Raw genomic sequence first — 11,338 nt, 5'->3', positions numbered from 1 at the left:
TCTCGCCGGCCAGGGTCGGCCGGCGGAAGCCGCTCACCGCCTCCCGCACATCGACCAGCGCCTGGCGGCCCACCCGTTCGATGTCCGCGACCTGCGTCGCGGCCTGCTCCGGGTGGTCCGGCAGCATGCGCCCGGCGAGCTCGCTCTTGAGCGCGATGAGCGAGAGGGAGTGGCCCAGCAGGTCGTGCAGATCGCGGGCGAGCCGCAGCCGCTCCTCGTTGGCGGCCAGGTGCGCGACGGTGGCCCTGGCCTCCCGCAGCGCCCGGGTCGTGCGGACCATCTGCCGGATGCCGAGCATCGCGTAGCCGCCGAGGAGGCACGGGATGACCAGCGCGGAGAGCAGTTCCCCGGCGCTCTCCACGCGCAGTCCGACGAGGATCAGCAGCGCCGTGGTGGCGGGGACGACCCAGCGGGACAGCTGGTTCGGCAGCACCGCGCCGCAGGTGATCGAGAGATACACCCACAGCACCAGCCAGGGCGCGCCGAAGGCCAGGGGCAGGATCACCGCCAGCGCCACCAGGGCGCAGAGCGCCGACAGCACCAGCGGCGGCGACAGCGCCCAGGAGGTGTGGCGGAAGACCAGGACCAGGTAGACGGCGACGAACCCGATCAGCCCCGTCCAGCCGAGGACCGTGGCGGTCAGGGACATCTCGTCGGAGAGCAGGTCGCTCACCGGCGCGCTCATATAGGCGAGCCAGATGCCGATCCACGTCAGCTTCACGAACGCCTGGCGGCGGTTCTCCGGCGGATTGCCGACGGAGGCCGACACGTCGGAGTCGGCCTCCAGCCGCTCGCGCCAGCGCTGCCACCATCTCTCGTGCACACCCATGGCAGCAGTCTCGCTCACGCTTTGCGGGTGTCCTTGCGGTAGAGCCAGGCGGCGGCCCCGGCGAACACGACGAGATAGGCGGCGAGCAGGGCCGCGTCCTTCAGGTGGGGCGCGTCCCCGACCTCGATGGCCTGGCCGAGGGCGGCGTAGGCGTGGGTCGGCATCCACGCGGATATGTCCTGGAGCCACTGCGGGAAGACACTCAGCGGCATCCACAGGCCGCCGAGGATGGCCAGGGCGAAGTAGATCAGCATGGTCAGCGGGCGCACCGCGTCACCGGTGGCCAGATAGCCGATCGCCACACCGAGCGCGGCGAAGACCAGGCTGCCCGCCCAGATGGCGCCGGTCAGCGCGAGCCACTGCCAGGCGTCGAGCCGTACGCCCTTCACCACGGCGCCCAGGGCCAGGACGATCACGATGGCGGGCAGGGTGACGGTCGCCGCTGCGGCGATCTTGGCGGTCACATAGCCGCGGCCCGGCAGCGCCGTCAGCCGGAGCTGGCGCACCCAGCCCTTCTCCCGCTCCTTGGCGATCTTCTCGCTGTTGCCGATGAGCACGCTGGTGAGCGCGCCGAAGGAGGCCATCGCCACCATGTAGTACAGCTGGGCGGTGAGGTCGGTGCCGGGGATCTTCTCGGTGCCGCTCTGGGCGCCGGAGATCAGCAGGTAGAGCAGGGCGGGGTAGATCACCGAGAAGAACATGAACTTCTTGTTCCGCAGGGTGCGCAGGATCTCCAGCCGGACCAGGGGCCAAACGGGAGCGGAGGTCGCCGTCGTCATCGCTGTGCCTCCTCGGCGGTGGTGGCCGCGGCGGTGGCCCCGGCGTCGGTGGCCGCCGTCGCGGCGTCGGTGATGGCGATGAACGCCTGCTCCAGGCCGAGCCCGGAGACCTCCAGGCCCCGCGGGTAGAGGCCGCTGGCGTAGACGGCCTGCACGGTGGCGTCGGCGTCGTGGGAGCGCATGCGGACGGTGCGGCCGGATACTTGCAGGTCGGCCAGGTGCGGCAGGGCGCGCAGCAGCACCTCGTCCACGGGCTCGTCGAGGTCGAAGGCGATCCGGCGGACGCCCGTCATGGCCTTGATCTCGGCGGCGGTGCCGTCGGCGAGGAGCCGGCCGCGGTGCAGGACCAGCACCCGGTCCGCCACCTCGTCGGCCTCCTCCAGATAGTGCGTGGCGAAGAGCACCGTGCGGCCCTGCTCGGCCTGTTCCCGCATGGTGGCCCAGAACGCCTGCCGGGAGGTGACGTCCATGCCGGTGGTGGGCTCGTCCAGCACGATCAGGTCATTGGCCCCGGCCGTGGCGAGGGCGAACCGGACGCGCTGCTCCTGACCGCCGGACAGCTTGTCGACCTTGCGGTCGGCGATGTCCGTGATGCCGGCCCTGGCCATCACCTCGGAGAGGGGGTGCGGGCGCGGGTGCAGGGAGCGGGCCAGGCCCACCATTTCGCGGACGGTGACCTCCTCCATGAGGCCGCCGCTCTGCAGCATGGCGCCCACCCTGCCCTGGGCGATGGCCTGCTGCGGCGTCGTGCCGAACAGCCGCACGGTCCCGCTGTCGGGGGTGCGCAGGCCGAGCAGCAGATCGAGGGTGGAGGACTTGCCGGCGCCGTTGGGGCCGAGCAGGGCGACGGTCTCGCCCGCGTGGAGCTCCAGGGAGAGGTCGGACACCGCGCGGACGGTGCCGTAGCTCTTCTCGACCCGGTCGAAGTGGACCACGGGGGCCTGCCCGGCGTCGGGGCGGCCTCCGCGGGGCCGGGAGAAGCGGGGCCCGGCCCCGCCCCCGGTACGGTCGTCGGCACGGCCGTCGTGGCGTGCGCTGCGTGCGGTTGTGCTCATGTTCCCGAGCTTGCCCGACCACGGCGGCGACCAGCAGTGTCATCGATCGTCAAGAGGTCATGACAGATGTCATGGGTGACGGCCGGGCGGTCCGGACACGGGACCGCCCGACCCGGCGAACGCTACTGCGGGTTGGTCGCGATGACCCCGACGCGCTCGGCCGGCGTCTTGCCGACCAGCGCCTTCCGCAGGGCACCGATCACGTCCTCGGGCGTGACGGGCGTCCTGCTGCCGTCGCCGCGCTGGATCAGCACGCCGTTGAAGGTGGCGCCGTACAGCTCCTTCAGCACCGCCTTGTCGTAGCTCTCCACGAGCTTGCCGTCGATCGCCTTCATCGACAGGAACTTGGGCAGCGACACCTCGGGGCTGAAGGACACCTTGTGCGCGGCGTCCGTCTGCACGGTGACCAGTCCGGACATCGCGGGCTGCGCGAACTCCTTCATCGCCCGGTCGATCTCGGCCTGGGAGACCGCCGGCTGGCTCATGCCCGAGGGCAGCGCCACGGCGGCGTTCCGGCCGGTCTCGGCCCGCTCCCGGTAGGCCTTGGTGACCGCCTCGACCGACTTGGGGACGTCCAGGGCCTGGTGCGGCTTGCCCGGTACGGCGACGGCCTTGCCGCCCTCGAAGGTGATGCCGCCGTCCTGCCCGCCGCCGCCCCCGGACACGCCCTTGAGCGCCGCGGTCAGCTTCTCCTCGTCGATCTTGATCTCGGGCTGTGCGGGACGGGTGGAGCCGAACAGGGAGCCGATGACGGAAATGGGGTTGTAGTCCCGGCCCGCCGCCTTGCGCACGGTGGTCTGGGTGTCGATCGACAGGCCCGCCACGGACGGCTTGAGCTCCTGGGCCCTGCCGTCGACGGCCACCTTGAGGGGCGCCTCGCTCCGGCCGCCGAGGGCGGTGTCGAGCTTCTTGACCGCCTCCTCCTTGGAGGTGCCGCCGATGTCGACGCCCAGCACGGTGGTGCCCTTGGGCACGTCCGCGTGGTCGAGGAAGAGGCCCGCGCCATAGGTCACTCCGGCGACGCCGAAGAGGCCCACGGCGAGCAGGACCAGCTTGGAGCGGCCCTTCTTCTTGGCCGGCGCGCTCTTGGCCGGCGCGCTCTTGGCGGGCGCGCTCGCGGGCACGGCGGCCGACGCGGCCTCACTGCCCGTGCCCTTGGCTCCCTTGCCCTTGGCGCCCGCGCCCTTGCCCTTGCCGCCCTTGCCCCGGCCGCCCTTGTCGGGCCCGTCGGCCCGGTCGGAACCGGCGCCCGAGGGGGCCGGAACGCCGGTCTTGGCGGGCGGCACCAGACCGCCGCTGTCCCGGACGGAGGGCACGCCGCCGCCCGGGGCCCGGGGGGCGTCCGCGAAGGGGGAGCCGGGGTCCGCGAAGGGTGAGCCGCCGCCCCCGAACCCGGAGTCGCCGGCCGGCGGGACGGCCGGGATGCCGCTGACGAGGGTGTCGCTGGAGACCTGGTCCGGGGTGCCGGTGGCCGGGCCGCCGAAGAAGGCGTCGTCGGCGAAGCCGGAGGGGCCGCCGGGGGCCGGGGCCGCGGCGTCGAAGCCGCCGGACGCGCCGTCCAGGCCGCCGTCCATGCCGTAGGCCGGCGGCGGCACCGGCATCACACCGCTGGCCGGGCCGGTGGTCGGCCCATGGGGGCCCGCGCCGGTGGGCGCGCCGGGCGCGTCCATGGCCGGGGTGCCGAACGGCGGGGTGGAGCCGGGGCCCGCCGCCGGGTCCGCGCCCAGCGGGTCGGGGCCCAGCGGGTCGGAGCCGCCGCCGGCCGCGAAGCCGCCGTAGGAGGCGCCGGGGCCGCCCGCGCCAGTGTCGGGCCGCAGTCCGGGCACCGGGGCGCCCGGCTCCGCGCCGTCGGCCGCGGGGCCGCCCACGCGGCCCTGCGGGCGCGACTGCGACGAGGACCCGGACGAGGAGCTGTCGGAGAAGTACGGGAACAGGGGCGCGCCCTGGGTGCCGGCCTGCGGTCCGGGCCCCTTGGCGCGGTCCGCGCCCAGCGGGCCGGAGCGCCGGGCCGGGCGCGTGGGCAGGGCGGGCTTGGTGCCGTTGGTGCCGAACCCGGCGGCTCCGCCGGACGAACCGACTCCGCCCGACGAGCCGACACCGCCGGTGGCGGAGCCCGCCGCGCCGGAACCGGCGGCACCCGAACCGGCGGCCGAGGCGGACCCGGCACGAGGGCCCTGAGCGGAACCAGGACCCGAAGCGGAACCCGAACCGGAAGCCGAGCCCGCACTCGTACCAGCGCCGGAGCCCAGCGCGGGCGCCGAGGAGGCGGAGGCCGAACCCGACCCCGCGCCGGCGCCCGTCGGAGCACCCGCGCCCGCCGGGGAACCGGGGGCCGCCGCCGGGGGCTTGCGCGGAGCGAACCAGTCGCTGGTCTTCGTCTCCTCACCGCCCTCGTCGGCCGCCTCGGCCGCCGGCCGTCCGCTCCCCGAACCGGAATCACCGCTGGAGGCGGCGGTCTCCGGCTCGGCCGGGGCCTCGGCCGCCGGCAGCGCCGTCTCGGCGGTCATCTCGCCGTCCTCGACCGGCTTGCGCATCACGACCGGCGGGATCGGCCGCGACCCCGGGATGTTGATCCGGATGCGCGTGGTCAGCGTGGTCTCGGTCCTGGGCTCGGGCCTGGACTCCGCCCGGGGCTCTGTCGTCCTGGACTCTTCGGACTTCTTGGACTTCATGGATGCGGTGCTGGATTCCTTGGCGTCGGAAGCGTCGTGCGAGGTGTCCCGCGAGGTGCCCTGGGGCGACGGATACTGGCGGGACCCGTACGGCGGGGTCCCCGACGGGTACGCGGCACCACCGCGCCCCTGGGGCCCGGAGGACGAACTGTCAGTTTCACGGCTCAAGGCAGGTTCTCCCGGTTGGCTCCGCCGCCCGTCATGACCTCTCACTGGGGGTCACCCATGCCGAAGACGAGGAAGGCTCGGCGGCGCGCACAACCATACTGGGGCACCGCCGGGCCCCACCCCACTACCGCTGCATCACCGCTCCCGGGGGCCCCGGAAGACGGCCGTAAAGGTGCGTCACTTGCCAAGTCGGGCGCCAGGTCGGCCCGCTGGGGGCGCCTTGCGGTCCGCCGGCGGGGACAGCTGCGGAAGGGTGGCACACATCACAGCCGCCATCATCCCGCCGAGCAGGAAGACGTAGGAGCCGACGCCCGCGCTGAACAGGAAGTCGCCCTCGGGCCGGGTGGCGGTCAGCAGCAGCACCGCCACCAGCCAGCCGCCGGCCGGCGCGGCCGCGCCGACCCGGGTGCCCACCGCCTTGGCCCCGCCGTAGGTGAGCGAGGTGATGGCCAGCAGGGCGAGCAGCAGCCCGCCCGGGAACCAGGCGCCCTGGACCAGGGCGCCCGCCACACCCGTGGCCGCGCCGACCACCGCGAGTCCGGCATACGCGCACAGTCGTACGAGGGTCATCGTGCTCCTCCCAGGGGGCGACGCGTGCCGGCCGCGCCGCCACCACCGGCGTCGCCGGCGCCACCACCGTAACCGCCGCCGTCACCGCCGTTCGCGCCGCCGCCCGCCGTGTCCGCGACGAGGCCGGCGAACAGATCGGTCTCGGGGAGCTCCGCCCCCGGCGTCCCCCGCACCAGGCGGTAGTGCTCGGTGGTGAACAGCGGCTGCCCCAGGTCGTTGGAGAGGGCGAAGAACGGCTCCTCCACGGCGACCTGGGTGGCGTGCGCGCGCAGGGCGGCCGCCTTGCGATCGGCGTACGCCGCGCCGTCGACGACCGCCGTCACCTCGTCGTCGTCGACGACTCCGGGCAGGTCGGCGAGGTCGGCCACACCGCGGAAGGCGGTGTCGGCGCCGGTGCGGGCGCGCAGCCGGGCGAAGCCCTCCTCGGCCGCCGAACGGGCGATGCAGTTCCAGTAGATCTTGTCGATGGTGTGCGGCTCGCCGAGGTCCCGGCGGTAGGCGGGCTCGGCGGCCAGCTCGGCGGCGCGCATGGCGACGCGGTGGGCCTGGATGTGATCGGGGTGCCCATAGCCCCCGTCCTGGTCGTACGTCACCAGCACCTGCGGCCCGACCTCGCGGATGACGGCCACGAGATGGGCGGCGGCCTCGTCGACGTCGGCCCGCCAGAAGGCCCCCGGGCGGTCGTTCTGGGCGACGCCCATCATGCCGGAGTCGCGGTAGCGCCCCGGCCCGCCGAGGAAGCGGTGATCCGTGACCCCGAGCTCGCGCATCGCGGCGGCCAGCTCGCGCTGCCGATGGGGGCCGAGGGCATCGTCCCGATCGGCGGCGAGATGGGCCAGTTCGGGCGGGATGACCTCGCCCTCCTCGCCGAGGGTGCAGGTCACCAGGGTGACCAGCGCCCCTTCGGCGGCGTACGCGGCCATGGTGGCGCCGTTGTTGATCGACTCGTCGTCGGGGTGCGCGTGCACCAGCAGAAGCCGGCGCGCGGGCGCCTCCCGGCGGGGGCCGGGGGTGGACAGATCACTCATGGCTCCAGCGTACGAGCGGGCCCGGCCCGTACGGGCGTCCCGGTCCCGCCGCGCGGCGCCCGCCTCAGAACTTGATGTTGTTGATCATGCTCGCGACGCTGGTGGTCAGCTGGTTCACCGTGGGCGCGATCGACGAACTCGCCAGATAGAAGCCCAGGAGGACGCAGACCACGGCGTGTCCGGCCTTCAGCCCCGATTTGCGGACCAGGAGGAAGACGACGATCGCCAGCAGCACCACCGCCGAAATCGAGAGTGCCACGGCGGTTCACCTCCAAGTCGCGGGACGAGCCAGTGGTTGCCGAGTGGGTGATACCCACTATGCGCGATGGATCATAACTTTCCGTGCGTGCGCATGAATCGGTGCACGGATGCAGAAGAGGGGCGCACGGACCGGTCCGCCCGCTGGCCCGCCGGGCGCACCACCGTCGCATCCGGAGGCGCTGTTCCGCCCCATAGGGTCGCCCCATGGACGCAGAGCTTTCGTTTCCCCGGCAGCACGCCAGGACGCAGCGCTTCACCCTCGGCGCGCCGCGCGCCTTCACCGTCTCCCCGGACGCCGGCCGGGTGGTCTTCCTCCGCTCCCGCTCCGGCACCGATCGAGCCCATCTGCTGTGGGTGCTCGACCTGGACGAGGGCACCGAGCGAGTCGCGGCCGACCCGGTGGCGCTGCTGGCCGGCGCCGAGGAGGAGTTGTCCGCCGAGGAGCGGGCGCGCCGGGAGCGCAGCCGGGAGGGCTCGGCCGGGGTGGTGGCGTACGCCGTGGACGACGCGGTGGAGTTGGCGGCCTTCGCGCTCTCGGGCCGGCTGTTCACGGCGGAGCTGCGGGCCGGCACCGCGCGCGAACTGCCCGTGCCCGGCCCGGTGGTGGACCCCCGGCCCTCCCCGGACGGCCGCCGGGTCGCCTATGTGACCGGCGGCGCGCTGCGGGTGGTGGGGGCCGACGGGGCCGGCGACCGCGCGGTCGCCGCGCCGGACCCGGCGACGGAGGACCAGGTCACCTACGGCCTCGCGGAGTTCATCGCGGCGGAGGAGATGGACCGCTCCCGCGGCTTCTGGTGGTCGCCGGACAGCGACGCGCTGCTCGTGGCCCGGGTCGACGAGAGCCCGGTGGGGCGCTGGTGGATCGCCGACCCGGCCAATCCGGACCGGGCGCCGCAGGAGGTGGCGTACCCGGCCGCCGGCACGCCCAACGCCGAGGTGCGGCTGTTCCTCGTCCCCCTGGGCGACGCCCGGGAGGCCGACCCCGCGGCGGGCGACGGCTCGGCCGCGGGCAAGCGCGTCGAGGTGGAGTGGGACCGGGAGCGCTATCCGTATCTCGCGCGGGTCCACTGGTCCTCGGCGGGACCGCCCCTGCTGCTGGTGCAGGACCGGGCGCAGCGGACCCAGCGCTTCCTGGCGGTGGACCCGGAGTCGGGCCGGACCCGGCTGCTGCACGCGGACGAGGACCCGGCGTGGCTGGAGCTGTTCCGCGGCTGCCCGGCGTGGACGCCGGACGGCCGGCTGGTGCGGATCGCCGACGAGGGCGGGGCGCGGGTGCTGGTGGTCGGCGACCGCCCGCTCACCGGGCCGCAGACGCATGTACGGGCGGTGCTGGACGTCGCGGACGGCGACGTCCTGGTGTCGGCGTCGGCCGGGCCGGAGGCGGCGGAGCCCGGCACCGGCGAGGTGCATGTGTACCGGGTGAACGAGCTGGGCGTGGAGCGCCTCTCCGAGGGCGCGGGCGTGCACGGCGCGGTGCGCTGCGGCGAGGTGACGGTGCTGGTGTCGACCGGCCTCGACCGTCCGGGCGCGGTGGCGCGGGTGCTGCGCGGGAAGGACCCGGTGGCCACGGTGGCCTCCGCCGCGGAGCGGCCGGTGCTGACGGCCCGGCCCCGGCTGGTCGAGGCGGGCCCGCTCCGGGTGCCGTGCGCCGTGCTGCTGCCCTCGGACCACCGGGAGGGCGACGGCCCGCTGCCGGTGCTGATGGACCCGTACGGCGGTCCGCACGGGCAGCGCGTGGTCGCCGCCCACAACGCCCATCTGACCTCCCAATGGTTCGCCGACCAGGGGTTCGCGGTCGTGGTGGCCGACGGCCGGGGCACCCCGGGCCGCTCCCCGGCCTGGGAGAAGGCCATCGCCGGGGACTTCGCCGGCGTCACGCTGGACGACCAGGTGGCGGCGCTGCACGCGCTGGCCGAATCCCACCCCCTGGACCTGGGCCGGGTGGGCATCCGCGGCTGGTCGTACGGCGGTTATCTGGCGGCCCTGGCGGTGCTGCGGCGCCCGGACGTGTTCCACGCGGGCATCGCCGGCGCGCCGGTGACCGACTGGCGGTTGTACGACACCCACTACACCGAGCGCTATCTCGGGCACCCGGCCGAGGACGCGGCGGCGTACGAGGCCAACTCGCTGGTGGGCGAGAAGGGCCTGGTGGGGGCGGCCGAGCCGGCACGCCCGCTGATGATCGTGCACGGGCTGGCGGACGACAACGTGGTGGCCGCCCACACCCTGCGGCTGTCCTCCGCGCTGCTCGCCGCGGGCCGCCCGCACGAGGTGCTGCCGCTCTCCGGGGTGACGCATATGACCCCACAGGAACAGGTGGCCGAAAACCTGCTGCTGTTGCAGGTGGAATTCCTCCGGCGATCGCTCGGCGTCCACTGACCGCCCACTGACCGCCCACTGACCGCTCACTGACCGCTCACCGATCGGAATATCCCGCACCGGATGGCGCATCATCTTTCCCATGGGCCCCAGGGATACAACGGTGATGCGATTCTTTTCGCCGTGCCGCGTTGATCGGCCGGGGTACGCCGGGCGTACCCCGGCCGATCAACGGCGCGCGCACCGCCGTACGGTGTTCGCAGTGGCCCGTCCGGATATCGGAGCCGAATCGGTCACGACGCCTCCGCCGCAACGCCAATGATCGTCAATTATGTCGAGATATCCGGCGAATACGCGCACTGTCAAGCACGCGGCAACCTCAATCTGCGAAATCTTCGCTCAAGAAGCGAGAGACCGCCACATCTCCCCTTGTCACCCCCTTGACTGGGCCATAAATCAGTTGCCAAAGTCCGCACCACCCAGCGGCGTTCACGGGCGCCGCACCGCGTTCCACGAGAACTTGAGTCGGGGGCCAAGCGATGACCAGTCCATCCCAGGCTGCCGCGGCCGGGCCGGGCAATCCCTCGTCCCAGGGCGACGACGGCGCCGGTGACCTCGGTCCGGAAGCGGGACCGCCGGCCGCGGCCGAACTGGCGGGCCGCTCCCCCGGGCAGCTGATGTGGCGGCGGTTCAAACGCGACCGGGCCGGAGTGATCTCCGCCTATGTGGTGCTCTTCTTCTTCGCCCTGGCGCTGCTCGCCCCGGTGATCTCCTGGCTGTACGGAAAGGACCCGTACACCTTCTACGTCCAGGAGCGGCCCGAGCTCTTCGACGAGTTCTCGTACCCCCTGCAGCCCAACGGCGGGATCTCCGGCGAATTCTGGTTCGGCCTGGAACCGGGCCTGGGCCGCGATGTCCTCACCCTGCTGATCTACGGCATCAGGACCTCGCTGGCCATCGCCGTGGCGGCCACCCTGGCCACGGTGATCACCGGGATTCTGCTGGGCGTCGCCGCCGGATATCTGGGCGGTCGCGCGGATTACCTGATCAGCCGCGTGATCGATCTGCTGCTCGCCTTTCCGGCCCAGCTGTTCTTCGTCGCCTTCATGCCCGTGGTGGTCTCGCTCTTCGTCGATCCACGGGACGAGACCCCGACCTACATCCGGGTGGTGGCGCTGATCTCGGTGCTGTGGTTCCTCGGCTGGATGGGCCTGGCGAGAATTCTCCGGGGCACGGTGCTCAGCCTGCGGGAACGGGAATTCATCGAGGCGGCCAAGGTCAGCGGGGCCTCCCCCTGGCGGATCATCCGCAAGGAGCTGCTGCCCAACCTCGTCACCCCGATCCTGGTCCAGGCGACCTATATGCTGCCGAACTTCGTGACGACGGCGGCGGGCCTGTCCTTCCTCGGGGTCGGTCTGGTCGAGCCCACCCCCGACTGGGGCCGGATGTTCGCCAAGGCCGCCGATGTCTACGAGAACGACATCACCTTCATGTTCTTCCCCGGCATCGCGATGGTGGTGTTCGTCGTCGCCTTCAACCTGCTCGGGGACTCCGTCCGGGACGCGTTCGACCCCAAGACCGCCCGCTGCTCCGTGGGCTCCTTGCCGTCGCCGCCCTCCTTGCCGCCGCCCTTGCCGCCCCCGCTGCTGCACGCGGT

8 protein-coding genes and 1 pseudogene are annotated in these 11,338 nt (G+C 73.4%); 2 read left to right on the top strand and 7 right to left on the bottom strand.

The genetic code is table 11. The features are described from left to right. The 7 genes from ACSNOD_RS21485 to ACSNOD_RS21455 all read right to left on the bottom strand — a co-directional run. On the bottom strand, nucleotides 1-829 hold an 829-nt coding region (locus ACSNOD_RS21485; protein WP_436768629.1), incomplete at its 3' end, for a sensor histidine kinase. 14 nt (nucleotides 830-843) lie between these two features. Then, entirely contained in the window at nucleotides 844-1,608 is a 765-nt protein-coding gene (locus tag ACSNOD_RS21480; protein ID WP_436768627.1) for an ABC transporter permease, read from the bottom strand. Further along, the gene (locus tag ACSNOD_RS21475) at nucleotides 1,605-2,543 is read right to left on the bottom strand and encodes an ABC transporter ATP-binding protein (RefSeq protein WP_436768628.1); all 939 of its coding nucleotides are present in this window, start codon (nucleotides 2,541-2,543) and stop codon (nucleotides 1,605-1,607) included. The genes ACSNOD_RS21480 and ACSNOD_RS21475 overlap by 4 nt, the downstream gene beginning before the upstream one ends. A gap of 242 nt (nucleotides 2,544-2,785) precedes the next feature. Continuing rightward, nucleotides 2,786-5,335: a hypothetical protein gene (locus ACSNOD_RS21470; protein ID WP_436768626.1), complete on the bottom strand. Its 2,550-nt coding sequence runs from the start codon at nucleotides 5,333-5,335 to the stop codon at nucleotides 2,786-2,788. A 345-nt stretch (nucleotides 5,336-5,680) separates the two neighbouring features. Beyond that, nucleotides 5,681-6,073: a DUF6113 family protein gene (locus tag ACSNOD_RS21465; protein WP_436768625.1), complete on the bottom strand. Its 393-nt coding sequence runs from the start codon at nucleotides 6,071-6,073 to the stop codon at nucleotides 5,681-5,683. Then, nucleotides 6,070-7,101, bottom strand: coding sequence for an N-acetyl-1-D-myo-inositol-2-amino-2-deoxy-alpha-D-glucopyranoside deacetylase (gene mshB / locus ACSNOD_RS21460; RefSeq protein WP_436768624.1), 1,032 nt, complete (start codon nucleotides 7,099-7,101; stop codon nucleotides 6,070-6,072). The genes ACSNOD_RS21465 and mshB overlap by 4 nt, the downstream gene beginning before the upstream one ends. Nucleotides 7,102-7,165: 64 nt before the next feature. Further along, the gene (locus ACSNOD_RS21455) at nucleotides 7,166-7,360 is read right to left on the bottom strand and encodes a hypothetical protein (RefSeq protein WP_436768623.1); all 195 of its coding nucleotides are present in this window, start codon (nucleotides 7,358-7,360) and stop codon (nucleotides 7,166-7,168) included. 206 nt (nucleotides 7,361-7,566) lie between these two features. On the opposite strand from ACSNOD_RS21455, the gene ACSNOD_RS21450 reads away from it, so the two are divergent. Beyond that, nucleotides 7,567-9,741, top strand: a complete 2,175-nt coding sequence (locus tag ACSNOD_RS21450) for a prolyl oligopeptidase family serine peptidase (protein WP_436768622.1) — start codon at nucleotides 7,567-7,569, stop codon at nucleotides 9,739-9,741. Between the two features lie 479 nt (nucleotides 9,742-10,220). Next, nucleotides 10,221-11,267, top strand: a pseudogene (locus tag ACSNOD_RS21445) (ABC transporter permease); the annotation flags it as partial. Nucleotides 11,268-11,338 lie beyond the last annotated feature (71 nt).

Source organism: Streptomyces sp. URMC 123 (assembly GCF_051386515.1).
In the GTDB taxonomy this organism is placed as follows: Bacteria; Actinomycetota; Actinomycetes; order Streptomycetales; family Streptomycetaceae; genus Streptomyces.
The sequence above is the reverse complement of the archived record's forward strand: the minus strand, read 5'-3'. Positions and strand labels throughout refer to the sequence as shown.

Excerpts from the sequence above, each read along its gene's own strand:
- mshB (WP_436768624.1), bottom strand. The coding sequence starts at position 7,101 with ATGAGTGATCTGTCCACCCCCGGCCCCCGCCGGGAGGCGCCCGCGCGC.
- ACSNOD_RS21450 (WP_436768622.1), top strand. The coding sequence starts at position 7,567 with ATGGACGCAGAGCTTTCGTTTCCCCGGCAGCACGCCAGGACGCAGCGC.
- ACSNOD_RS21470 (WP_436768626.1), bottom strand. The coding sequence starts at position 5,335 with ATGAAGTCCAAGAAGTCCGAAGAGTCCAGGACGACAGAGCCCCGGGCG.
- ACSNOD_RS21465 (WP_436768625.1), bottom strand. The coding sequence starts at position 6,073 with ATGACCCTCGTACGACTGTGCGCGTATGCCGGACTCGCGGTGGTCGGC.
- ACSNOD_RS21480 (WP_436768627.1), bottom strand. The coding sequence starts at position 1,608 with ATGACGACGGCGACCTCCGCTCCCGTTTGGCCCCTGGTCCGGCTGGAG.